The sequence below is a fragment of the Streptococcus infantis genome, assembly GCF_047464415.1.
In the GTDB taxonomy this organism is placed as follows: domain Bacteria; phylum Bacillota; class Bacilli; order Lactobacillales; family Streptococcaceae; genus Streptococcus; species Streptococcus infantis_AE.
In genome coordinates this window covers 14,677-40,068 of the sequence record NZ_JASHBX010000011.1, presented here as the reverse complement: position 1 = coordinate 40,068, position 25,392 = coordinate 14,677, and the positions used below count along the sequence as shown (strand labels likewise).

Sequence of the window (25,392 nt, the reverse complement as noted above, 5' to 3'; positions counted from 1 at the left end):
ATGTTAGGTTTTGTAACATGGTTATATTTTAACAAATTTTGTCCAAAAAGTAAAGTTATATACTGATTTGACCTCTCATTGAAAATCAAAAAACAAAGAAATCCCGCTTCAAAACAGGATTTCTTTATTCATTACAAAAGACTATTTAACGTGATTTGCTAGTTCTTTTTGGTATTTGGCATTTGTTTCAATTTTCTCTTTTTGCCATTTCTTGAGAGCTTCTTCGTATTCTTTAGCTGTTACAATATCGTTTTGCAATTCTAAGCCCTTGAATACAAATGGATCTCCCTTGATACCAACTTGAGAGTAAGCTTTGGTGAATGGCACTGTGCGACTAACTGTCGGAGAACCACCTGAAGAAGCTACAGGGATAAGAAGTGAGCTATCTGAAACCCAAGCTTGTGCTTTGGCATATTTTTCATAGCGTTTGTTAAGATCACTTGTTTCTGATGCTGCATCATCCAAGAGTTTCTTGTACTCATCAAGTCCAACTTGAGCCATGACTTCTGGATCTTTACCTTTTGTGATACCCAAGTGTTTAAGAGCAGAACCCTTCTTAGCATCTAAGATATTGAGGTAGGTTGCTGGGTCTTGATAGTCTGGTCCCCATCCAGTTCCGTTCAAGTCATAGTCTTTTTGAGAAGGAACTTTGGCTTGAGATGTAATGCTCATTTTCTCATTGTCAGTCATTTGAAGTACATCGATGACAACATTTTCACTTCCAAGTGCTGCTTCGACAGACTGTTTGAGAGAGTTGGTTTGCTGTACAGCAATGACATCAGTCTGCTCAACTGGAATATCCAAATGGATTGGGAAGGTTACACCTTTAGCTTGCAATTCTGATTTTGCTTTTTCAAATGCAGCTTTTGCTTTTGTTGGATTGTAAAGGGTATCTTTACCATCTGTCAAAGCTACATCCTTCCACTGGTCTCCGTATGTTACCAGTTATTCCTGAGCCAATTCACCGAAGGTCTTTTCACCAACTTGAACATAGTCATAAGGCACAAGGCTGGTACGGATAATCTTGTCTGCACCTTCTTCACCATTCATCTGTGCAGAGTAAGCATGACGGTCAAGAGCGAAGTTGATGGCTTGACGGAAGTTTTTATTGAGAAGTGCTTCTTTAGTTGAAGTTTTTTGGGCTTCATCTGTCTTAGCTGTTTTATTGTAAGACTGACGATTTACGTTGAAAGTAAAGTAATAGCTTGTCGCTTCTTGCGGACTATAAACGATCTTATCGCCGTATTCTTTCTTAGTTGAATCAAAGCTTGAGCTAGTTGGGAAGAGACGAGCTGTTGTATAGGCTCCTGATGAGAAACTACGAATCAATGATTCTTGGTCAGATCCATCGTAGAAAGTAAGTTTGACGTGGTCAATTTTAACATTGTCTTTGTCCCAATAATTTGGGTTCTTTTCGTACTCGATCACGGATTTTGAAGTGAAGTTTTTCAAAATATACGGACCATTGTAGAGAATACCTGAAGGGGCTGCCGCACCGTAATCTTTTCCTTGAGAATTTAAGAATTCTTCATTAACTGGGAGCATGGTTGCTGTTGTTACCTTAGAATTCCAGAAGCTTTCTGGTTTGTTCAAGGTATACTCAACCGTATAGTCATCAACTGCTTTGACACCGACTGTTGAGAAGTCATTCGTTTCACCGCTAACGTACTCTGCCAATCCTTTGATGGAGTCTTGGATAAGTGTTAGGCCATCTGATTTACCATCAGCTGCATGTTTCAAACCAGTCACAAAGTCTTGGGCCTTGACTTCAGCATACTCTTCTCCTTCAGAAGTATACCATTTGACACCTTTACGTAGCTTGTATGTGTAAGTCAAACCATCTTGTGAAACAGACCAGTCTTCAGCAAGCGATGGAATTAAGTTTCCATATTTGTCATTTTCCAAGAGTCCGTCGACCAGGTTGGAGATGACATCTGATGTTGAACTTTTACTAGTAACGCCATAGTCCAATGTTGTTGGATCAATAGCATAAACATACGAAAATGTTGTTGGAGCATCTGCTTTTTTCTCAGTCTTGCCACAAGCCGCCAAAAGAAGAGCTGCGCTCATCGTTATCCCTGCTACTGCGAGCCACTTTTTCGATTTCATAGGTATTCTCCTTTAAAATACTATTTTTCACCATTATACCCTATTTTTATATAAAAGCAAGGGTTTTAAGGGTATTTTTTAGAAAATTCAAACTAATATTTATTAAAGAAATTTCTACACTTATTTTAGAAAAAACTCAAGCATCTTTGGATACTTGAGTTTCTAGGTTTATTTGGCTAATTCGACACTGAAGGCATCCCATGGAGCCAAGGTCTGTGTAGCTAAAGCTGCTTCTACTGAGGTATTTTCAATCAAGACAGATGTGATTGATTCTTCAACTGCGAACTCTTGCTTTTGGTTGGACAAGTTTGCCACAACTAGGAATCGACGGTCGCCATCTTTACGGATGTATGCAAAGACTTTTTCAGCCGTTTCAAGGAGTTCAAAATCAGCTCTCACCAACCAGCTATTTCCCTTACGAATGTTTACCAATTTTTGATAAGTATAGAAAATAGAATCCGGGTTTGCCAGTGCTTCCTGAACGTTGATTGCTTCGTAGTTTGGATTAACAGCCAACCAAGGTTGTCCGTCTGAGAAACCAGCATTTTTTGTCTCATCCCACTGCATTGGAGTACGCGCATTGTCACGTCCAATCACACGAATGCTATCCATGATTGTTTCCATTGAAACACCTTTTTCAAGGGCTTCACGCGCATAGTTGAGGGATTCAATATCTTCTACTTGCTCCAAGTTTTCAAATGGGAAATTGGTCATCCCAATCTCCTCCCCTTGGTAAATATAAGGAGTCCCTCTCATGAGATGAAGCAAGATTGCATACGCTTTAGCAGATTTTTCGCGGTATTCTCGGTCATTTCCCCAGATTGAGACGATACGAGGGAGGTCATGGTTGTTCCAGAAGAGCGAATTCCAGCCGTCCTCAACTCCTAATTCTGTCTGCCATTTGTTGAAAATCTTTTTTAATTTCCCAACATTTAGCTCTTTTTGGTACTGCCACTTAGGTTGTCCTTCCTGATACTGAAGACAGATATGTTCAAACTGGAAGACCATAGACAGTTCTTGTCCTTTTGGATCTGAATAGAGTTTTGCGATTTCTGGTGTCGCTCCCCATGTCTCCCCTACTGTCAAGAGCTCTTTGTCGCCGAAAGTAGCCTGATTCATTTCCTTGAGATAAGGATGGAGCATAGGACCATTGTTGACAATCTTCTGATCAGGTATCTTCCCAATCATGTCAATAACGTCCATACGAAATCCACCGATCCCTTTATCAATCCAGAAATTCATCATTTCATAGATTTTTTGGCGTAGTTCTTCATTTTCCCAGTTAAGGTCTGGTTGTTTCTTACTGAAAAAGTGCAGATAATATTGACCAGCCTTTTCGTCATATTGCCAGGCAGAACCACTGAAAATTGACTCCAATTCGTTAGGTTCATCACGCCAGATATAGTAGTCTCGCTCAGGACTATCAGGATTTTCACAAGCTTCGATAAACCAAGCATGCTCATCTGATGTATGATTGACCACCAAATCCATAATGATTCGGATATCTCGTTTTTTAGCCTCAGCAATCAGCTCATCCATATCTTCCATGGTTCCAAAGATAGCCGCGATATCTTGATAATTGGCAATATCATAACCATTGTCATCCATGGGGCTATCATAGACTGGAGAAAGCCAGATCGCTGTGATCCCTAACTTAGCTAGATAGTCTAGCTTACTGGTAATTCCAGGTAAATCACCAATCCCATCTCCATTGCTATCCTTAAAACTTTTTGGATAGACCTGATAAACAACGGCATTGTGCCACCATTTTTCTTGCATCTTTTTTCCCCTTTTAACATTCACTTTATTCCATCATAGACCTTTTCTTAATTTTATGCAAGCGTTTGCTTTAATCTTTTTCCTTATTTCGAACCTCCGTTGTTTCTTATCTTCCATTTTTTTTATATAATAGAGGTCAGAGGTAAAAAAATGAAAAAACAAGCTTTTAGTTCTGAACAATACTTAAATCTACAACGCGACCATATCTTGGAACGCATCAACCAATTTGACGGCAAACTCTACTTGGAGTTTGGTGGTAAAATGTTAGAAGATTTCCACGCTGCTCGTGTCCTTCCTGGATATGAACCAGATAACAAAATCAAACTCTTGCAAGAGTTAAAGGAACAGGTCGAGGTTGTGATTGCCATCAACGCTAGCAATATCGAGCACTCAAAAGCTCGTGGAGACTTGGGAATTTCTTATGACCAAGAAGTGCTTCGTTTGATCGATAAATTCAATGAACTTGGTATCTTTGTTGGTTCAGTCGTCATTACTCAATATGCAGGCCAACCGGCAGCTGATGCCTTCCGTAATCAATTAGAGAAAAATGGTATCGACTCTTATCTCCACTACCCTATCAAGGGGTATCCGACAGATATGGATCACATCATTTCTCCTGAAGGTATGGGGAAAAACGACTATATCAAAACTAGTCGTAACTTGATTGTCGTGACTGCTCCTGGGCCTGGTTCAGGTAAGTTGGCAACTTGTATGTCTAACATGTACCACGACCAAATCAATGGTATCAAGTCTGGTTATGCCAAATTTGAAACCTTCCCAGTTTGGAATCTCCCACTTCATCACCCAGTCAACTTGGCTTATGAAGCTGCTACAGCAGACCTAGATGATGTCAACATGATTGACCCATTCCATCTCCAAACTTATGGAGAAACCACAGTCAACTACAACCGCGACATTGAAATTTTCCCTGTTCTTAAGCGTATGCTGGAACGTATCTTGGGTGAGTCTCCTTATGCATCTCCAACTGACATGGGTGTCAACATGGTTGGCTTTGTAATCACTGATAACGACGCTGCCATTGAAGCATCTAAACAGGAAATTATCCGTCGCTATTACCAGACAGTTCTTGACTTCAAAGCTGAGAAGGTTGGAGAAACTGCTGTGAAGAAGATTGAGCTTCTCATGAATGACCTAGGTATCACACCAGCTGATAGAAAGGTTGCTGTTGCCGCACGTCAAAAAGCAGAAGAAACAGGCGGACCTGCTCTAGCTCTTGAATTACCTTCTGGTGAAATCGTTACTGGTAAGAACTCAGAACTCTTTGGTCCCACAGCGGCTGCATTGATCAATGCAATCAAGAAGTCAGCTAACATCGATGCTGAAACAAAATTAATTGAACCAGAAGTGGTGAAACCAATTCAAGGTTTGAAAATCAATCACTTGGGTAGCCGTAACCCTCGACTCCACTCAAATGAAATCCTTATCGCACTTGCAATCACAGCTATGCAGAATCCTGATGCAGATCGTGCCATGAAAGAACTCGGAAACCTCAAAGGAAGCGAAGCTCACTCTACGATTATCCTAACAGACGAAGACAAAAATGTTCTTCGCAAACTAGGAATCAATGTAACCTTTGATCCTTACTACCAATACGATCGTTTATATCGCAAGTAAAATACGACACTCACTCCTCTAAGAGTTGGATCCTTATCGTCCAGCTCTTAGAGTTTTTTTATAGCTTTCCAGCCTTTCACAAGCATAGCTTTCAAAAAGAATTCTAGTTTTAATAGAAACTGGGATAACATTTAAGTTTAGATTTATTTCTCATGAATTCTTAAAAGGAGTGATACTCAATGAAAATCAAAGAGCAAACTAGCCGCAGGTTGCTCAAAGCACTGCTTTGAGGTTGTAGATAGAACTGACGAAGTCAGTAACATATATACGGCAAGGCGACGTTGACGCGGTTTGAAGAGATTTTCGAAGAGTATGAATCAATCCTCTTCAATCTTGACTTGAACTACCTTGGCTGAGGTCTTGATCCGTTTTCTCTACAATATCAAATTGGTGTAATCAGACTGACTTCGTCACTCTTATCTAGAACCTCAAAGCGATGCTTGGAGACATCTACACAAGAGAACTAGTTTGGTCATTGATTTTCATTAAGTATACAAAAAAGTGAACAAGATAGCATTCTGATTTCCAGAAAACTATTTTGTTCACTTTTGCTTATGATTTAAACTTTGGGTTTATTCTACCGTTACTGACTTAGCAAGGTTACGTGGTTTGTCCACATCAAGTCCACGGTGTAGAGTTGCAAAGTAAGCGACCAATTGTGTTGGTACGACCATTGAGATTGGTGAGAGGTAAGGGTGTACGGTCGTAAGAACGATGTCGTCTGTATCTTTGGCAACATTTTCTTCTGCGATAGTGAGGACCTTAGCGCCACGCGCTGCCACTTCTTGGATATTTCCGCGAGTGTGATTAGCAAGAACCGGATCTGACAAGAGGGCCAATACAGGCGTTCCTTCTTCAATCAAAGCAATAGTTCCGTGCTTGAGCTCTCCAGCCGCAAAACCTTCACATTGGATATAAGAAATCTCTTTGAGTTTGAGACTGGCTTCCATGGCTACATAGTAATCTTGACCACGTCCGATATAAAAGGCGTTACGTGTTGTTTCAAGAAGATCACGAACCTTGCTATCAATCAATTCTTTTTCTGAGAGAGTTGATTCGATAGACTGAGCCACGATAGACAATTCGTGAACCAAATCGAAAGCTTTGGCTTTTTCATTGCCATTTGCTTCACCGACCGCTTTCGCAAGGAAGGCAAGAGCTGCGATTTGCGCAGTATATGCCTTGGTTGAAGCAACGGCAATTTCAGGACCTGCGTGAAGCAACATAGTATGGTTGGCTTCACGTGACAGAGTTGATCCTGGCACATTTGTCACTGTCAAGCTTGGAATTCCCATTTCATTGGCCTTGACCAAAACCTGACGGCTATCAGCTGTTTCACCAGATTGGCTGATAAAGATGAAGAGTGGTTTCTTGCTGAGTAGTGGCATACCGTAGCCCCACTCAGATGAGATACCAAGTTCAACTGGCGTATCTGTCAATTCTTCCAACATTTTCTTAGAAGCAAATCCTGCGTGGTAAGAAGTCCCAGCTGCTAGAATGTAGATGCGGTCTGAGTCTTGAACAGCCTTGATGATAGCAGGGTCCACCACTACTTGACCAGCCTCATCTGTATAGGCTTGGATCAACTTACGCATCACTGTTGGTTGCTCATCGATTTCTTTAAGCATGTAGTAAGGGTAAGTTCCCTTACCGATATCTGACAAGTCGAGCTCTGCAGTGTAGCTAGCACGCTCACGACTGTTGCCATCATAGTCTTGCACTTCAACGCCATCTGCCGTCACAATCACCAACTCTTGGTCATGGATCTCCATGTATTGGTTAGTTTCACGAATCATAGCCATAGCATCTGAGCAGACCATGTTGTAACCATCTCCAAGACCAATCAAAAGTGGTGATTTATTCTTAGCTACATAGATGACTTCAGGATCTTGTGAGTCAACCAAGGCAAAGGCATAAGAACCACGGATAATGTGAAGAGCTTTTTTGAAGGCTTCAAGTACTGACATGCCGTCTTCTTCAACAAATTTTCCAATCAAGTGTACAGCGATTTCTGTATCTGTTTGTCCCTTGAAGTGGTGACCTGCAAGGTAGTCTTCCTTGATTTCAAGGTAGTTCTCAATCACCCCATTGTGGACCAATACAAAACGTCCTGTCTCAGAGCGATGTGGGTGAGCATTGTCTTCTGTTGGTTTACCGTGAGTGGCCCAACGAGTATGTCCAATACCAGTTGTCCCCTCAACGCCAGCAGTTTTAGCAGACAATTCTGCAATACGACCAACAGCCTTCACCAAATGGTTTTCAGCACCACCTAGGACAAAAATTCCCGCAGAATCATAACCACGGTATTCGAGCTTTTCAAGCCCTTGAATCAAAATATCAGTTGCATTTGTGTTTCCAACAACACCAACAATTCCACACATAGTATATACGACACAGACAAGCTGTGCTTTCCCCTTAAATTGGTATAGTCTAATTCTCGATTTGCAGAATCAGCAAAAACAGTATATACTTGTTTCTTTTACTTGTCAAGAATAAAAATTGGTATAGCGTGATTCTGCCGATTCTATCTACTAAAAATCTATCATATTTTGCCTAAAGCAAGTATTTAAAAAGGGCTCTATCGCCCTTAATAACTACTATTTTGTAGCAACCTTTTCTGCTTCCACTACTTCTTGAAAGGTTTTTTGATAATTTACTTTAATCGTCATTGTCATGTGAGAGTCCTCGTTTCTTTTTGATGACCCTAGTATAGACAATAACCCTAAAAGCAAACTTAAGATTTTCTTAGAGAAAGCTTATACTCAATGAAAATCAAAGAGCAAACTAGGAAGCTAGCCGCAGGTTGCTCAAAACACCGTTTTGAGGTTGTGGATAGAACTGACGAAGTTAGCTCAAAACACTGTTTTGAGGTTGTAGATGGAACTGACGTAGTCAGTATCCTACATATACGGCAAGGCGACGTTGACGTGGTTTGAAGAGATTTTTGAAGAGAATTAATCTAAATGTTCTTTCTTTTCTAGATTTAGAGCAATCATATGCCACTCTGGGTCCTCCTGCCAGTTAGACAGTGAGCTGATATAACTAGCTACCTTACGTGCTTCTTCAAGAATCGGAAAATCTTCGATAATATCAGCTACTTGAAACTCTGGTAGACCTGACTGTCTGGTTCCAAAAATCTCACCCGAACCACGCATTTTCAAATCTTCCTCTGCAAGGACAAATCCATTAGTCGTTTCCGTCATGATGCGCATGCGATCTTTTCCAGAGTCAGTCTTAGGATTGGCAACGAGAACTGCGTAGGACTGCTTGTCCCCACGACCTACACGCCCTCTGAGCTGATGAAGTTGACTAAGACCAAAGCGATCAGCATCCATGATAATCATAACCGTCGCATTTGGCACATTGACCCCGACTTCGATAACCGTTGTCGAAACCAGAATATCTGTCTTTCTCTCTTTGAACTCCTGCATAATCTGGTCTTTTTCATCGCTCTTCATCTTACCGTGTAAGAGAGCAACTTTTGCTTTTCCTACAAAATGAGCCGTCAATTCTTCCGATAAAGCAATAGCATTTTTTAGGTCCAGGGCTTCAGATTCTTCAATCAAGGGCGAAATGACATAGGCTTGAGACCCTTTTTGAATTTCTCCTTCCAACCAAGTCAGGACCTGTGGTAATTGCTCATGCTTGATCCAGCGAGTTACGATTGGTTTGCGCCCAGCAGGCATCTGGTCAATAATGGAAACATCCATATCTCCAAAGGCGGTGATGGCTAAGGTTCGTGGAATCGGAGTCGCCGTCATCATGAGGACATCTGGATTTTCTCCTTTTTCACGTAAAATACGTCTTTGTCCCACACCAAAACGGTGTTGCTCGTCGATGATAATCAAACCGAGTTTAGCATAGTCTACCCCATCTTGAATCAGAGCATGAGTTCCAACAATCACATCGACCTCGCCCTTGGCAATGGTCTCTAAAACCATGCGTTTTTCTGCAGCTTTTAATGAACCTGTTAAGAGAGCCAGTTTCAAATCAGGAAAGAGACTTTCTAGACTTTCAAAATGCTGCTCTGCAAGAATCTCTGTTGGAACCATGAGGGCAGCCTGATAACCAGCCATTACGGCTGCGTACATCGCTAGACCCGCAACCACTGTCTTCCCACTACCGACATCCCCTTGCAAGAGTCGATTCATGTGATGGTCCGACTTCATATCTGCCAGGATTTCTTGCAGGCTCTTTTCTTGGGCTTGCGTCAAAGCAAAAGGCAAATTTTCTTTAACCGCAGTTAGTTTTTCTTGCGACCAATTCAGGACCAGACCACTTCCGTGAATCTTATTCTCAGACTTGAGGGTCTGTAATTGCATTTGGAAATAGAAAAGTTCCTCAAACTTGATTCGACGGAGAGCCTGCTTGTATTCTGCCAAATCCTTAGGGAAATGCATGGCACGAACAGCCTGACAGCGAGACATGAGTTTGTATTTATCGAGCAAAGTTTGGGGGAGATTTTCCTCTATCAATAGATCTAGGCCCTGATCAAAGGCAGTTTTAATGACTTTAACAAGGCTTGCTTGACTGACACCTTGTGCGAGACGATAGACAGGTTGAAGGTCGTCCTCCACTTGGGCTAAAACCTTCATCCCTGTGAGACTAGCCTTGGCGCGATCCCACTTTCCAAAGACAGCCAGAGTCGCTCCTAGCTCGATCTTGTCAGCCAGGTAGGGTTGGTTAAAGAAGTTCACTGCAAACACAACTTCTCCCTGCTTGAGACTAAAGCGTAGACGATTGCGCTTAAAACCATAATACTGAACACTAGCTGGCGTCACCACCTGACCAGATAGGACAGCCTTTTCACCGTCTTCTAGCTCTAGCACCTGCTTGGTCTTAAAATCTTCATAACGGAAAGGAAAGTAGAGCAAGAGATCTTGCAGGTTTTCAATTCCTAGTTTGGCATATTTCTCTGCTGACTTTGGTCCCACTCCAGGCAAGACATGCAAGGGTTGATGTAAATTCATGCTCCTCTCCTTTCCTTCTCTCTTTTAATGATATTCTCTCGGAATTCGATCACTGAGGAGACAAACTACCTCATAATTGATGGTTCCTCGGTAAACCGCTACATCTGTTGCAGTAATTTCTTGATCACCGTCTGCACCAATCAAGGTTACCTTGGTACCTAATGGATACAGCTTAGGTAAACGAACCGTGATTTGGTCCATGGATACCCGCCCTACGATAGGGCACAATTGTCCATCCACTAGAACTGAGAAATTCTGCATATCTCGTGTCCAACCATCTGCATAACCTATCGGTACCGTTGCAATGACTTGCTCACCGTCTGCTTGATAAGTTGCTCCGTAACCCATACAAGCACCAACCTCTACTGTTTTGATATGAACGATGGCTGTTTCCAAGGTCAAAGCAGGTTTTAGTTCATAAGGCAATTCCAAAACTTGTCCGCTTGGATTGAGACCATACATGGAATCTCCCATACGAACCGCATTGAAAATAGTTTCCGCATGCCATAGAGTCGTTGCGGAGTTACTAGCATGGACTAGTTCTGGGACATCTTGCAAGCCTGCAAGTATTCCCTTGAAACGCTCTAACTGTTGCTTAAAGTAGCTATCCGATTCTTCATCAGCAGTTGCAAAGTGGGTAAATATTCCCTCAACATTTGCTCCATGTTCCTTAAGTAAAGCTTGGGCTTGTGCCGCCTCGCTTGCACTTCTAAAACCAATTCGTCCCATACCTGAATCAATTTTAAGGTGAACGGTTAAGCCTGATAAATCTGAATCAGTAGCAAGGAGATTCTCAATCCATTCCAATCCAGCCACTGTCAAGGTAATATCAAAGTCCTTGGCCAATGAAAGAGATTCAACCTCAGATACTCCCAAAATAAGAATCTTCTTAGAAATTCCTGTCCGACGAAGCTCGATGGCTTCATCGATATTAGAAACGCAAAAGCCGTCAACATCATCCTGAATAGCTGTTGCAACAGCTACCGCTCCGTGTCCGTAGGCATTGGCTTTCACAACCGCCCATTTAAGAGTATCTTTAGGAATGTGCTCTCCCATTTGTTGGATATTGTAGCGGATAGCACCTAGATCGATGAGGGCCTTGGTTGGTCTATGTGGACTAGTTTTCATAATCTTCCTCCAAAATAACACTAGCTGTCACAAACTGATCTGTATGGCTGATCGATAGCCACACTTTTCCTGAAAATGGGGATTTGCTGAAGTAGGGAGCCCCTCTTTCATTGTTCAAAACTTCCAAGTCCTGAAAACCTAATTTCCCAATTCCCGTTCCCATAGCCTTTGAGAAAGCCTCTTTTGCTGACCAACGCCCAGCCAAATACTCGATTTGTCTACGACCTTTGAGACTGGCAAAGCGCTCCATTTCCTTGTCTGTCAAGACACGCCGTGCAAATCCTTCTCTTTTTTCAACTGCATTTTGAATGGAAGCTAATGCTTCAATATCAATTCCGTGTCCAACTATCATTTTCGTCAAAAGGAGTTGAGATACCCCCAACTCCATCCTTTTCACTTATTTTGTTAAGGTAGTATAGATTTCTTCTACCAAGGCAACTGTATTTTCCCATCCTAGACATGGGTCTGTAATGGAACAACCAAAGATTTCTGGTTGATTTTGGCGACCATCTGCCAAGTAGGATTCAATCATGAAACCTCGAACTGTTTTCTTAATCTTTTCATTCCAGTCACGATTGAGCAGAGCTTGACGAACAATTCGAACTTGCTCCATATATTGCTTCCCTGAATTATCATGGTTGGTATCAATCATGATAAAGGGATTTTCAAGCCCCATAGACTCATAACGCCCGATAGCATTTAAGAGAGTTTCATAGTAGAAGTTTGGTTCATTTTTCCCATATTCATTCATAGCTCCACGAAGGATAACGTGAGCTAGGGGATTCCCTGAAGTTTCAACTTCTTGTCCATGGTAAAGAAATGTTTGCTTGTTTTGTGCAGCATAGATGGCATTAAACATAACAGACAGATTTCCAGAGGTTGGATTTTTCATACCCACTGGTGCATCAATCCCTGAAGCTACAAAACGATGTTCCTGATCTTCTACTGAACGTGCACCTACGGCATGGTAGCTTACCAAGTCGTCAACCAAGACTAGATTGGATGGATAAAGCATTTCATCTGCTGTAGTCAATCCAGTTTCTGTAATAACTCGATAATGAAGTTGACGAACAGCCTGCAAACCATTAATCAAACTTGGCGCTTTAGAAGTATCTGGCTGATGAACCAAGCCCTTGTAGCCATCTCCATTGGTACGAGGTTTAGCTGTGTAAACACGCATGACCATGAAAATCTTATCCGCAACTTTCTTCTGCAAGTCTGCTAAACGGCGAGCATACTCAAGCACTGCTTCTTCATTGTCAGACGAACAAGGACCAATGACCAAAAGAATACGGTCATCCTTACCAGATAGAATATCAGCCAGTTCTTGGTCTCGGCTTTCCTTATGTTGCAAGGCTTCTGCAGACAGCTGTGTTTCCGCCTTAATCGCTTCAATATCGATTTCTTGACCTTTTTCAATAAATGCCATACTATTCTCCTAGTCTTTGGTAGATTTCACGAACAAGAGCTTCAGTATTTTCCCATCCAAGACATGGATCAGTGATAGATTTCCCAAAGACCTCTGGTTCATTTTGACGACCGTCTTCTAGATAAGACTCAATCATGAAACCACGGACATATTTTTTAATCTTTTCATTCCAGTCGCGGTTAATCAAAGTTTGACGAACGATGCGAATCTGATCCATATACTGCTTGCCTGAGTTATCATGGTTGGTATCAATGATGATAAATGGATTTTCAAGGCCCATCTTTTCATACTGGGCAATGGTATCCATCAAATTATCATAGTAGTAGTTAGGAATATTTTTCCCGTATTCATTGAGGGCACCACGGAGAATAGCATGCGATAGAGGATTTCCAGTCGTTTCAACTTCTTTCCCTAGAAAAAGGAAACTTTGTTTGTTTTGAGCCGCATAAATACCGTTGAACATGACATTGAGATTCCCAGACGTTGGATTTTTAAAACCTGTCGCAAAATCTGCTCCACTAGCTACAAAACGGTGTTGTTGGTCTTCAACCGAACGAGCTCCAACTGCCATATAAGAAATCAAGTCATCAACCAAAGGAAGGTTTTCTGGGTACAACATCTCATCCGCTGTCGTCATTCCTGTTTCAGAAATAACACGGTAATGAAGGTGACGAACCGCCTTGATGCCATTGATGAGACTAGGTGCTTCTTTGGCATTTGGTTGGTGAATCAAGCCCTTATAGCCATCACCATTAGTACGTGGTTTAGCAGTGTAGACACGCATGACCATAAAGACGCGGTCTTTTACTTCTTCTTGCAGTTTTGCCAAACGCTTAGCATACTCAAGAACTGCTTCTTCATTGTCAGACGAACACGGACCAATCACTAACAAAATGCGTTGATCTTCACCACGAATAATCGCTTCAAGTTCTTGATCGCGTTGTTGTTTATTGGCAAGTGCTTGTCCTTCTAATTTAGACAAACTACGAACTGCTTCAATATTAATTTTAGGGCTTTTGGCTGTAAATACCATGATTCATCCTCCTTATAAAGCAAACGGACGCCAAGCGAAAATTCACTTTTCACTAGGCATCCGCCTGAAAATTAGTCATTCTTAATGTCGTTTACCGTGACAGTTTTTAAATTTCTTACCAGAACCACATGGGCACAAGTCGTTACGCTTAACTTGGCTAAGATCCAAATCTGCAGGAAGCTCAGTCTGTTGCGCAGCAATATTACGAGTTGCTGTCGTACTGATATGACGCTCTGCTTGTGGACGCTCTTGTTCATGAATTTGTGCTTTCATCATCAAACGAGTCACATCAAACTCAATGGAACCAATCATATCATTAAACATGCGGAAACCTTCTGCTTGATACTCAACGACTGGATTATTCTGAGCATAACCACGGAGACCAACAGCATTACGCAACTGATCAAGAGCATCGATATGGTCTGTCCACTTGTTGTCTACAACACGTAGGATCAAGACTTTTTGGAATTCTTTAACAGCTTCCTCATCACGAAGCTTAGCAACTTGGCTATCATAGACTTTCAAGGCACGTTGGTAAAGTTCATCTTTGATCGCTTGGTCTGACAAACCTTCTAGGTCTGAAAGTGAAATTGAATCTTCTGGAAGCAAGTTGTATCTTGCAAAATTCAAGATAGCTTCTAGTTTTTCATCTTGTTTAGCACGCGCATGATTATCAACAACACGATTAATAGTGCGTTTAATCATTGCATGAACCTCAGGAGCCAAGTCGCGATCAGCAGTGATGACATCGTAACGTTGTGAGTAGATAATCTCACGTTGCTCACGCATGACATCATCGTATTGAAGGACTTGTTTACGTGTGTCGTAGTTGTTTCCTTCAACACGTTTTTGTGCTGCCTCAACCTGACGTGTCAACATACGAGATTTGATTGCTTCGTCTGACATATTGAGACGTTCAAAGACACCCTTCAAACGCTCTGAACCGAAACGTTTCATCAAATCATCTTCAAGAGAAAGGTAGAATTGTGACTCCCCTGGATCTCCTTGACGTCCTGAACGTCCACGAAGCTGGTTATCGATACGACGACTTTCATGGCGTTCTGTACCAATGACACAAAGTCCACCAAGTTCACGAACACCTTCACCAAGCTTAATATCAGTACCACGACCGGCCATGTTGGTCGCGATTGTAACTGCACCACGTTGGCCAGCATTCATGATGATTTGAGCTTCTTTGTAGTGGTTCTTGGCATTCAATACTTCGTGAGGAACACCTGCAGCTACCAATTTTTTAGAAATATAATCACTGGTTTCAACAGCAACTGTACCAACCAAGACAGGTTGACCCTTTTGGTAACGAGCCTTAACGTCTTCGACAACCGCCTTAAACTTAGCCTCGATACTTGCATAAAGAAGGTCTGAGTGGTCAATACGTTGAACCGGACGGTTTGTTGGGATTGGAATAACACGAATGTTGTAAATTTCACGGAATTCTTCTTCCTCAGTCTTACCTGTACCCGTCATACCAGACAATTTCTTATACATACGGAAGAGGTTTTGGTAAGTGATTGAGGCAGATGTCTTGGTTTCATCCTGGATTGGCACACCTTCTTTTGCTTCAATAGCTTGGTGCAAACCATCAGAATAACGACGACCTTCCATAGTACGACCGGTAAATTGGTCGACAATCAAGATTTCCTGCTCTTCGCTGACCACATAGTCAATATCAAGAATCATAATGTAGTTAGCACGAAGGGCATTGTCGATAAAGTGAGTCAAGGCTACGTTTTCGATATCGTAGAGATTTTCTAGTTTGAAGTAGCTTTCAGCCTTGTCAATACCAGAATCAGATAGACCAATTGTCTTAGACTGAATATCAATGATATAGTCATCCTTATCCAAAGACTTCACAAAATGGTCAGCCATATGGTAGAGTTGACTGGTTTCAACTGCATTGGCCCCTGAAACGATCAAAGGAGTACGAGCTTCGTCGATCAAGATTGAGTCAACCTCATCGACCAAGGCGTAGTTGAGTGGACGTTGAACCATATTTTCGGCACGAACGACCATGTTATCACGAAGATAATCGAAACCAATCTCTGAGTTTGTTGAATAAGTGATATCACACTCATAAGCTTCTTTTTTCTCCATTGGAGATTTGGCTGCCAAGTTAATCCCTACTGACAAACCAAGCCATGAGTACAACTCACCCATCTCAGTCGCGTCACGTTCTGATAGATACTCATTGACCGTAACTACGTGTACACCTTTACCTGAAAGGGCGTTAAGGTATACTGGCATAGTCGCTGTCAAGGTTTTCCCCTCACCAGTACGCATCTCAGGAACGTCACCATGGTGAAGAACGATTCCCCCCATAACCTGAACCTTATACGGGAAAAGACCAAGAACACGCTTAGCTCCCTCGCGTACAACAGCAAACGCCTCATACAAAAGTTGGTCAAGAGTCTCACCATTTTGATAGCGTTGTTTGAATTCTTCTGTTTTTGCTTGCAATTGCTCGTCTGTTAACGCAGCCATTTCATCTTCATATCTTAAGACTTTGTCCGCCATCTTTTCCAAGCGACGGAGTTCGCCTTTATCATTTTCGATGATTGTTTTTAGTAAATTTGCCATTTTTTTCCTTACTTTAAATTCTGAATATTTTAGAATGTTCTTTTTATTGTAGCATATTTGCCCAATTTTTTCAAGAAATATTCCGTTTTCCCTTAGAGCAAAAAAGAGCTAATCATCAAGATTAGTTCCCTTTAAAATTCCTACTCTTAGCTTCATTTTTCCCTAATTTGAACTTCTACTTAACTTAGCATTGAGAAACGAATCATCTTCAGTTATTAGACAAGAATTTCCTCAGTTCTCTCAAGGAAGATTAGCCTTCTTCTTTTCCAACTTCAGTTTTTTCATAAATTTTAGACCAGTATAAACTATCCAGTCATTGAGTAAGGATAAAAGGACTAAAACTATCCATATCAACCACCTAGCTAGATCCTTGGGCTCTAGTAAAATAAAATTAAATAAGATTAGCGAAAAAAGAGTGAAAGCTAGACTAAACAAGGCCATGAGAGGTAAATAAATCCAGTAAAAATAGTAAAGGAATGAAAAGTGCTTACTTCCTGGTTGTACCTTCCTTTGCCAACTAAAAAAGTAAAAATAGGGCACTAAAACTAGCAATTGTAGCAACTTCTCCATCTCCTCACCTCCAAAACTGTTTCCTATTTTTATTATAGCAAAAAGACCTGGAAAGTAGTTTCCAGATCTTGCAAGTCTTAGAAATAAACAACCAGTCTACTGTTTTGATGTAGAAGTACTAAAGTCAACCTTTGGAGCTGTCTTGGCTTCTTCGCTTTCTTTGAAGGTTTCTGCTTCTTTAAAGTTCATCATATTAGCAAAGAGAACAGTTGGGAAGCTTCTTAATTTTTGATTGTAGTCAGTTGCTGCCTGGTTGTAATCCTTGCGGGCTACAAAAATACGATTTTCGCTTCCAGCCAACTCCGTCATGAGTTGTTCCACATTTTGATTGCTCTTAAGCTCAGGATAGTTCTCCGTCAACACAAGCAGGCGTGAAATAGCTGAACTCAACTCACCTTGAGCCTCTTGGTTTTCCTTTGAAGTAACAGAGCCATTCCCAATTTTTGCACGTGCTTCTGCAATCTGGGTAAAGACTTCTGTCTCATGGTTCATTTGTCCCTTTACAGACTCTACCAGATTTCCAATCAAGTCTGAACGACGTTGGAGGGCTGTCGCTACATTTGCTTGAGCTTGTTCTACCTTGGTCTGTTCGGAGACAAGACCGTTATAAGTACCTACGACCGAGCAACCTCCCAGCAAGATAATTGCTAGCAAAATGCTCAATACATAAATGATTCCTTTATTTTTCATATCTAAACCTACTCATTTCTTTAAATTTTATACTGACATTACCAATCATCAGATGAACCTCCACCATCAAAGCCTCCGCCGTCCCAGCCACCAGAAGAATCTGAACCTGAGTCTGACCAAGACGAGTCCGAATCGGATGAGTCACTGATCCACCAGCCACCACTAGACGAGTCATCGTTACGAGAACTTCCACCTCCTCTGATAATGGCAATAAAGATGACGATGAAATAAATAATGATCCCGACCCCAAACATATTGTCCATAGGTTCACTGTTTTGACGGTCATTTGAGGAACTACTTCTATTTCGACTGGATTTTTTACCACTGATGCTATCGGAGTAACGTCTGATTTTTGCAGAAGCATCTGCAAATGACGTATCATCAGATGAAAAGGTTCCAGTTCCCTTATAAAACTGATTATCCAAACCTTTGGCAATCGCTAGAATTCCCTTACTATAGTCCCCATTTTTAAAATCTGTACGACTGGCTGCCAACAATTGCTTGGTTTGGTAGTCCGTTATTCTAATTACGGTATTATTACTGGTTTCAATTCTTGATTTACGATCTTGAACAGCTACCACAATCAAACTTCCAAAATTATCTCCTGAATAACCTACCTTCCAGGCTCTAGCCGTCTCATTAGCGACCGTTTCAATACTTTCTCCTTCAAGACTATCTACGATATAGACACCCACTTGAAGCTTTTCTGCCTTTTTACTATTGGCTTCATTCAAATCACGAATTTGTGTGATAGTGTCCTCTGTCAAATAATGATTTGGATCGTAGATACCATAGTCTGGTTTTTCAGGTGCGGTGAATGCTGATAGGAAGAGAAATACCATCAGCAATCCAAGCAGACGCGCCAAGAAAGGATTCTTAAACAATCTATATTTTTTCATAATAACCTCCCTGTTCAAGGAAAATTGTTTAGAGAATTATAGCATTTTGATTTTTACAAAGAAAGTACATTTTCATTACAAATCCATGACGCGAACTAAGAAAAAGATGTTATTTTGATGACAAATCGGACTCTCTAGAATGCATTAAATGGTCTAAATTTCCACCATATTGACTGCAACCTCTATAAGGAGCAAGCACAAGCACTCGGAACCAAGCTTAGATAAATTTCACATAGGGTGGATCTGTTGGCAAGTATTATTGCTTGGCATTATAGTTCAGAAGATTTGCATTTCTTAATATTACAGGACAAACCACGTAACTCATGACAAAAGAGAAGCTTTGAGAAGGAGGGATTCCTCTGTACTACACCCCCGAAAAATTTAACTTTCGGGGTCTATACATTCTTAAATCTACTAGTCTTTGTATTCTTGTGGAGAAAATTTCAGATCCATAAAAAAATTTTCAGAAATTTTTATTTTACAATATGATAAAAAATATAGTCATCGATATATTTATCTACTGATCAAACATTTTTAACGTTTTTTCCGCTATTCTTAAAATTTTCAAATCACTTGATGAATTTATGATGTTTTAGCACTCTCTGTTAGGGGTGCTAATTCACTGGGTAATTTATTTTCAAAATAAATATAGGCTTCATCTGTCGTAGCGTTCAAATTATCTATTCACATGCTTTTTATAGTGAAATTTTCTACATCCTACGCAATAATCTATCTCAAAATAATAATGATCTCTGCCATCCTTGGCATTTTCCTTGTTCAAGACAAAGTAGTTCTTTGGGTTGATGGCCATGGTTCGTAGAATGTCGTCAATCAGGAAAGTCAGAGGTACATTCATGGCAGAGTATTTTTGGAAATCTTCTTCAAAACGAATGTAGTCATCTGAGAAATAGTCCATCTGTAGTTTGTTTTCATAAAGCTCTTTCCTAGTCATGAACTTCCTCCTGACATAATTGGATTGCGAGAATATCATCTACCCTTATCAATCTATAGCCCTCATCCGTTTTAACAGAGATTTCTTGAGGAGACAATTCTCTTAGTTCACCCAATATCGTGCTTTTATGATTTTTCTCCTTGACCACAAAAGAGCCTTTTAGTCGTCCGACGTATAGCTGGGAAAGTAACAACAACTTCTCAACTGAATTCAAATCAGTCGATAAATCGACACGATTTTTTTCTTCACTGAGTGAACTCGTATGCTCCGATAAGAAAAATCCCATCCACTTCTGCATTCCTGGATCCTGGTAGTCCCTCGCGGATTGAAAAGGTAAGTAAGAACGATCAATCATTTGAGTCCATCTAATCCTCCAGCAGAATGCCCTCCGATCAGCTTACTTCTGGCAATACTTCTAGATGCATCCTCTAAGGCAGTCGCCTTCAAGAGAGAAGTAAAGCCGAATTGCTCTCGAATAGAATCAATGGCCGTCTGGAGCCTTTCTTCTTTTTCTAGCTTATCAACATCATCAAAAAGAGAAATCAAAGCAAAGGATTCGTCCACAAATCCTGAATAACTGATGGCAACACTCCTAACAGCTCCAGAAGTGTATTTACTATGGAATAATTTCAATACATAGCTGACTAAAAGACTCGTGCTATTGGTTGGTTCAACCTTCATTTGAGTATGAATCGACCGTTGTTCTTCATGCTTAGAAAAACCAAGATGGATAGATACCACTGTCGCCTTTTTACTAGCTCTTCGAAGCCTGATAGCCACCTGCTCAGCCATCTCTCGGAGTATAATTTCGATATCTCGCTGCTTGACATAATCTCTCGGTAAAATTTGCGAATTGCCTAGACCATGAGATTTTGGCTTATAGGGTTTATGAACATTACTCTCGTCAATCCCATTGGCATGAAACCATAAGCGAAGTCCAGCTTGACCAAGTTCTTTCTTCAGGACATCAGGATTGCTATTGGCTAATTCTTTAATCGAATAAATCCCCAGGTTATTCAAGCGCTTCTCCATCCGATGTCCAATCCCCCAAAAATCGGTCATCTTTGGAATGGACCAGACCTTATCTTCCACGTCTTGGTAAGACCAATTGGCTCGCATAGTCGGTGTACGCTTGGCTTCATTATCCAAGGCCAACTTAGCAAGCAGAGGATTGGCATTAGACATGCCGACCGTCGAGTAAATCCCTGTCTGCCGCCAGATATCCCTCTGGATACGATCCGAAAGCATATCCAGCTTATCTTTGCGAGAAATCTGCTGGTCTGGGACAAAATAATTAAGTGAACTAGTCAAATCAATAAAACTTTCATCAATAGAGTAGGGATAAATATCATCTGGACTGCCATAATTCTGAAAAATACGCTGGATGTCCATATTGACCGCGATATACTTATCCATCCTAGGAGGGACAATGACGGTCACTTGAGCCCAGTCTTCGATAAATTTCACATAGTCTGAGTCTGTCCGCAAGCCTTGTTTCTTGGCATTGTAGTAGGAAAATTTACGCGTCTTAATATCAAAGGGCAGGTCATAAGCACGGCCTACATTTGCTTTCCCAAAGACCTTTTTGAACATAGGTGAGGAGGCAAGAATAAGCCCAACAGAATTATCCGCTCGACTCATGACACAAAGGGAAGTTTTAAGAGGATGAAGTCCTCTTTCCACACACTCAACACTGGCATAAAAGGACTTCATATCGACAAAGGCAATATCACTTTTGGGCTCTCTGGAATAATCAAAGTAGCCCATAGGCTATCCCTCCATCGGTACAAAGTTGCCCACGATAATGCCTACAATCCGCGGATCTTCCTCATAAGAGATGAAAATATCCTTGTATTTAGGATTGATGGAAACTAAACGCAAGCCATCTTCTTCTCGATAGACCCGTTTGATATAGGTCTGGTTGTTACAAACCACTGCATAGACAGCGCCATCATAATCAAATCCAGTCTCTCGAATCAGAGCCACGGAACCATTTTGATACTTGGGTTCCATAGAATCCCCAGAGACCCAGGAAGCAAAATCGTGAGCTAGTTCCTCATTAAAGTAAACCGTGTCAAAGTTTCGATCATCATAAACTGAAGCACCGATCCCAGCTGACATGCGTTCGTAGACATGATACTCGAAAAGTTTTTCTGGCATGGCCGTTACCTTCTTAGCTTGTTCTTCTTGAACCAGGTTGCGAGCATAGACTACCACCTTTTCTTTCCCTTGGTTAGAAAGACTATTGTAGAGACGGACAATTTCGATTTGAGTAAAATAGCCTTTTGGTACTTTTAAGATTTTCTCTAGCTGAGCAACCTTTTCTTCAGAAGGCTCCTTGACTCCACGTTCCCAAGCCGAATAAGCCTGAAAACTAATGCCAAGCTGCTCTGCAATTTCCTTCTGTGTTAGCTTTAGCTCTTTTCTCCGAGCCTTAAGTTTTTCTGGTTGGTACATGACTTCCCTCCTAGTGTGATGTTTCAGCGTTGGTTGATTCTATATTTCAACATTCAACCATTTTGGTTTAGTTTTATTATATACAAAAAGTAGACGAATGTCTACTGGGAATGTTGAGTTTTGGCAAACGACTGGCAATGATGATACTATAGATTCCTTATCTCAAATACTGCCGTATGAATCCACTCGTTATGCATTTGAAAGTCATTTTCTATGATTTTACTAAAGGTGAAACCATTTTTTAAAAGCACTCTCTGAGAAGCCAGATTGTCCGTTGCCGTCCCTGCGATAATCCTATGTAAACCATAAGTAGTAAAGGCCTTTTCTAAAACGAGTTTAACCGCTTCACTTGCATAACCTAAATTGGTAACATTTTCCCCGATCCTATATCCAAGTTCTGCTGTTTTTCTATCCTTCCCTAAAACACTTAAATTGATTCTTCCGACCATAATACCTTGTGCATCTCTAATAAGATGCATGTAGACATCATGGCTCTCTTGTTCCCTTAACAATTCCCTTGTAATTTCTTTAAAACCTTCTAAGTCAAAATAGTGAGCTGGTCTAGGAGGTAAACTTCGCTCAAAATACTCCCGATTTTCTTTTTCAAAATAATAAATATCTATGCTATTTTCTTCAGACATCAGCTCTAAACTTATCATTCTAAACCATCTCCTATCATTCTCTAAATTCAAATGTACTCATGTTCACACAAAGTGACATTTACAGCATTTAAAGAGATATCTTAATTTTTTCATATCGTATCTACATTATAACACAACATACTATGAAGAAAAATAATATCCATCAAGGACCTCATAAATTCCAACATCTTGCTAAACAAGCAGGTATTTCACTTGAGACTATTTCTGAAGCTCTAACTCATAGCGATAAACAGGTAACAAAAATATATGTAAATACAGCTGATACAGTTAATCAGACAGTCGGTGAAATTGCTTTTAGGAATCTCAAAAAATGATTAAGGGAAATCTCAGGGAATTTTTCAGGGAAATTATTGATTTTTAAGCAAAAAAAGACATCCAAGAGAAAATTCTTGAATGTCTGTAAACGTTGATATAATCGTATTGATTAACGTTTTGAGGCAACTGACTTTGTCAGATTGCAGCCACATTTGTAAGCGACTAAAGTCGCAACAACTGTGTCAATTGCACCAATTTAGTAAGAAAATTTAAAAAAGAACACCCCGAAAGACTGGCTGACACTCAGCACTCTAAAATAATCTGAGTTCATGCATCTTATAAGCTAATTAAAAGACGGTTCAAATGAGCCGTCTTTTTCATGTATTCAACTATCGTTCACTAAAGGAGATTTGAAAATTATACATTGTACAATTAGGATTTTTACAAACTTTTATTACTTTACCACGCGCTCTATCTTCTGCATAAAACCATAAAACTTCTTGGCATTTTGTGCATTTTTCAGTCATACTTATACTCCTATAGTTTATTACCGCAATGACTACACCGTTCTGGTCGGTCGCTTGTTTTTCGTCCACAAATAGGACATTCAATAATTGCTGAAATGAGTTTTCGAATTAGTTTAATCATATTTATCACCAACCGAATTTCTTTTGGCATTGGCCATAGTATTGGCACATATGATTGCTGAAATCATTAACAATAGCATGCCTACAATGTTCACATTTATTTCCAGCTCCACGCTCTCTTTCGCAAGCACAAATCCAAGCGTTAATATTTCCCATGATAAAACCTCTTTCTACATTATTTAACCCCTAAATCTTGAGCTAATTCCTCCAAAGTATAGCCAGTTTGTCGTTGTAAGGCAAAAATAGCGATTTGTATTTTGTTACGCCCAGCTGATGGTTCTGGTCTCCATTGCAATATATCTTGCAAACATCTGATAATGTTTTCAAGATCCCGTATAACTGTTTCAGTTAACTCTCTTTCTTGAGTTAAGCTAATATATTGTTCACGGTCTGCCGAAGCCATTTGCCCACCGAGTTCGTTAATATCAGCAAGATGCTCTAAACGTAATTGTTTAGCTGTTTCAAGAATTCTCATAGCCAATTCTTGCTTCTGACTATACTTATTAATGGAAGATTTCCTAATAAACCATAAAATTACTCCAATAGCTACAATTATAACCAGTAACATACTTTCTCCTTATAAAATTTATATATTTTGTAGCAATCATGAAAATTCGTATCTATTTAAATACGAAATACCCCCTTTCTTATTTAAACTCAAAAAATCCCTGCTACAATAGGGGTTGAGCTTGTTTTAGTTAACGGTCGTCAACTAAAACAATGAAAAAATAAAAAATGCCAATTCAACAAGGTAACTAAAACCTTATTAAATCAGCATTTGACATATTTTTATTGATAACTTTGATTGTTTTAACAAACGACCGTTTGCTAAAACTGTTGATAGGTTTAATGTACTATTTTTCTAAGGATTTGTCAATCAATTATAGGTGATTTTTTCTATTTATTTGAATACTATTGCGCCTTAGCACATTATATATGGTTGCGGTGGAAATACTCAGCTGATTCGCAATATTTCGAACGGACATTTCTTTTTGCTGATATTGTGCAATAATTTGCTTTTCTTTATCTTTCGCTATTCCTTTATTGCCAAGTTTTACACCTTTTTCTTTCGCTTTGCGGAGTCCGTCTTTAGTGCGTTCAGAAATAGCTTGAAGCTCCCATTCTGCCACATAACCCAACATTAAACAAAAGAATTTTCCAGTTAAAGAATCTGTTTCAATATTTTCATGAATTGATTGAAGATGAATACCATGTTTGGTTAAATCTTCAATAATAGCAGAGAGGTGAAGCATTTTTCTGGTAAGTCTATCCAATTTATACACAACAAAATTTGTTTTAACACCTTGCTGGGCATATTTTTTCGCCATTTTTAAAGCTTTGTCAAGTTGTTTTCGCTCCTGATTTCCACCAGAATCTTTTTCGACATAGAGCTTGTCGCAAAAGCTGAGTGCTTCTTTTTGAACAGATAACCCTAATTCTTGCCGATTATCTGTTGAACTGACACGAGCATAGCCGATAGTTATGGTTTTGATATTTTCTTGCTTATTAGTATTATGGGTTGTCAAAATTTCTCCTTTCTTTACTATTGTAGCAGGAATAAAAGAGGAGAAATATAGAAAAA

Annotated in this window: 21 protein-coding genes and 1 pseudogene; 3 read left to right on the top strand and 19 right to left on the bottom strand. The window is 40.2% G+C overall.

Going from position 1 to position 25,392, the window contains the following annotated elements:
* Positions 1 to 141 precede the first annotated feature (141 nt).
* Together QM460_RS07515 and QM460_RS07510 are read right to left on the bottom strand one after the other, a co-directional pair.
* A pseudogene (locus QM460_RS07515) lies at positions 142 to 2,109 on the bottom strand (peptide ABC transporter substrate-binding protein).
* A gap of 168 nt (positions 2,110 to 2,277) precedes the next feature.
* A complete protein-coding gene (locus QM460_RS07510) occupies positions 2,278 to 3,888 on the bottom strand; it encodes a glycoside hydrolase family 13 protein (protein ID WP_061863836.1) in 1,611 nt (536 codons plus the stop codon).
* A 150-nt stretch (positions 3,889 to 4,038) separates the two neighbouring features.
* On the opposite strand from QM460_RS07510, the gene QM460_RS07505 reads away from it, so the two are divergent.
* The gene (locus QM460_RS07505; protein WP_414289692.1) at positions 4,039 to 5,523 is read left to right on the top strand and encodes a DUF1846 domain-containing protein; all 1,485 of its coding nucleotides are present in this window, start codon (positions 4,039 to 4,041) and stop codon (positions 5,521 to 5,523) included.
* Between the two features lie 572 nt (positions 5,524 to 6,095).
* On the opposite strand, the gene glmS is transcribed toward QM460_RS07505, so the two are convergent.
* Complete coding sequence (gene glmS / locus QM460_RS07500; RefSeq protein WP_060956168.1) at positions 6,096 to 7,904, bottom strand: glutamine--fructose-6-phosphate transaminase (isomerizing); 1,809 nt, start codon at positions 7,902 to 7,904, stop codon at positions 6,096 to 6,098.
* Positions 7,905 to 8,288: 384 nt separating this feature from the next.
* Here glmS and QM460_RS07495 point away from each other — a divergent pair, with 384 nt between their 5' ends.
* Positions 8,289 to 8,459 (top strand): hypothetical protein, encoded by a 171-nt coding sequence (locus QM460_RS07495; RefSeq protein WP_045762824.1) that lies wholly within the window; start codon positions 8,289 to 8,291, stop codon positions 8,457 to 8,459.
* A gap of 18 nt (positions 8,460 to 8,477) precedes the next feature.
* On the opposite strand, the gene recG is transcribed toward QM460_RS07495, so the two are convergent.
* From recG to QM460_RS07430, 13 genes are all read right to left on the bottom strand, one after another.
* Complete coding sequence (recG, locus tag QM460_RS07490) at positions 8,478 to 10,493, bottom strand: ATP-dependent DNA helicase RecG (protein ID WP_414289691.1); 2,016 nt, start codon at positions 10,491 to 10,493, stop codon at positions 8,478 to 8,480.
* A gap of 24 nt (positions 10,494 to 10,517) precedes the next feature.
* Entirely contained in the window at positions 10,518 to 11,621 is a 1,104-nt protein-coding gene (alr, locus tag QM460_RS07485; protein WP_414289690.1) for an alanine racemase, read from the bottom strand.
* Entirely contained in the window at positions 11,611 to 11,973 is a 363-nt protein-coding gene (acpS, locus tag QM460_RS07480) for a holo-ACP synthase (RefSeq protein WP_281335636.1), read from the bottom strand. The genes alr and acpS overlap by 11 nt, the downstream gene beginning before the upstream one ends.
* 45 nt (positions 11,974 to 12,018) lie before the next feature.
* A complete protein-coding gene (locus tag QM460_RS07475) occupies positions 12,019 to 13,050 on the bottom strand; it encodes a 3-deoxy-7-phosphoheptulonate synthase (RefSeq protein WP_075228792.1) in 1,032 nt (343 codons plus the stop codon).
* A gap of 1 nt (position 13,051) precedes the next feature.
* Positions 13,052 to 14,083, bottom strand: a complete 1,032-nt coding sequence (locus QM460_RS07470) for a 3-deoxy-7-phosphoheptulonate synthase (RefSeq protein WP_414289689.1) — start codon at positions 14,081 to 14,083, stop codon at positions 13,052 to 13,054.
* Between the two features lie 81 nt (positions 14,084 to 14,164).
* Positions 14,165 to 16,678, bottom strand: a complete 2,514-nt coding sequence (secA, locus tag QM460_RS07465) for a preprotein translocase subunit SecA (protein ID WP_414289688.1) — start codon at positions 16,676 to 16,678, stop codon at positions 14,165 to 14,167.
* 666 nt (positions 16,679 to 17,344) lie between these two features.
* Complete coding sequence (locus tag QM460_RS07460) at positions 17,345 to 17,938, bottom strand: LemA family protein (protein WP_000790850.1); 594 nt, start codon at positions 17,936 to 17,938, stop codon at positions 17,345 to 17,347.
* A gap of 38 nt (positions 17,939 to 17,976) precedes the next feature.
* On the bottom strand, positions 17,977 to 18,837 hold the full coding sequence (locus tag QM460_RS07455; RefSeq protein ID WP_414289687.1) for a TPM domain-containing protein: 861 nt from the start codon (positions 18,835 to 18,837) through the stop codon (positions 17,977 to 17,979).
* 676 nt (positions 18,838 to 19,513) lie between these two features.
* Entirely contained in the window at positions 19,514 to 19,789 is a 276-nt protein-coding gene (locus QM460_RS07450; protein WP_414289686.1) for a DUF5960 family protein, read from the bottom strand.
* Positions 19,782 to 20,144: a hypothetical protein gene (locus tag QM460_RS07445; RefSeq protein ID WP_414289685.1), complete on the bottom strand. Its 363-nt coding sequence runs from the start codon at positions 20,142 to 20,144 to the stop codon at positions 19,782 to 19,784. Before QM460_RS07445 ends, QM460_RS07450 begins: the two co-directional genes overlap by 8 nt.
* Entirely contained in the window at positions 20,141 to 21,556 is a 1,416-nt protein-coding gene (locus QM460_RS07440) for a Y-family DNA polymerase (protein ID WP_414289684.1), read from the bottom strand. The genes QM460_RS07445 and QM460_RS07440 overlap by 4 nt, the downstream gene beginning before the upstream one ends.
* Positions 21,557 to 21,559: 3 nt before the next feature.
* A complete protein-coding gene (locus tag QM460_RS07435) occupies positions 21,560 to 22,246 on the bottom strand; it encodes an XRE family transcriptional regulator (protein ID WP_414267764.1) in 687 nt (228 codons plus the stop codon).
* Positions 22,247 to 22,392: 146 nt separating this feature from the next.
* A complete protein-coding gene (locus QM460_RS07430) occupies positions 22,393 to 22,905 on the bottom strand; it encodes a GNAT family N-acetyltransferase (RefSeq protein ID WP_414289683.1) in 513 nt (170 codons plus the stop codon).
* A gap of 125 nt (positions 22,906 to 23,030) precedes the next feature.
* Between QM460_RS07430 and QM460_RS07425 the strand changes: the two genes are divergently transcribed.
* Positions 23,031 to 23,222 (top strand): site-specific integrase, encoded by a 192-nt coding sequence (locus tag QM460_RS07425; RefSeq protein ID WP_223140159.1) that lies wholly within the window; start codon positions 23,031 to 23,033, stop codon positions 23,220 to 23,222.
* A 330-nt stretch (positions 23,223 to 23,552) separates the two neighbouring features.
* Here QM460_RS07425 and QM460_RS07420 read toward each other — a convergent pair whose 3' ends face one another.
* The 3 genes from QM460_RS07420 to QM460_RS07410 form a co-directional block, all read right to left on the bottom strand.
* Positions 23,553 to 23,690, bottom strand: coding sequence for a hypothetical protein (locus QM460_RS07420; RefSeq protein ID WP_194251989.1), 138 nt, complete (start codon positions 23,688 to 23,690; stop codon positions 23,553 to 23,555).
* A gap of 295 nt (positions 23,691 to 23,985) precedes the next feature.
* Complete coding sequence (locus tag QM460_RS07415; RefSeq protein ID WP_153210211.1) at positions 23,986 to 24,378, bottom strand: hypothetical protein; 393 nt, start codon at positions 24,376 to 24,378, stop codon at positions 23,986 to 23,988.
* A 313-nt stretch (positions 24,379 to 24,691) separates the two neighbouring features.
* Positions 24,692 to 25,336 carry a recombinase family protein gene (locus QM460_RS07410; RefSeq protein ID WP_414289711.1) on the bottom strand — a complete coding sequence of 215 codons (645 nt, stop codon included), beginning with the start codon at positions 25,334 to 25,336 and terminating at the stop codon, positions 24,692 to 24,694.
* Positions 25,337 to 25,392 lie beyond the last annotated feature (56 nt).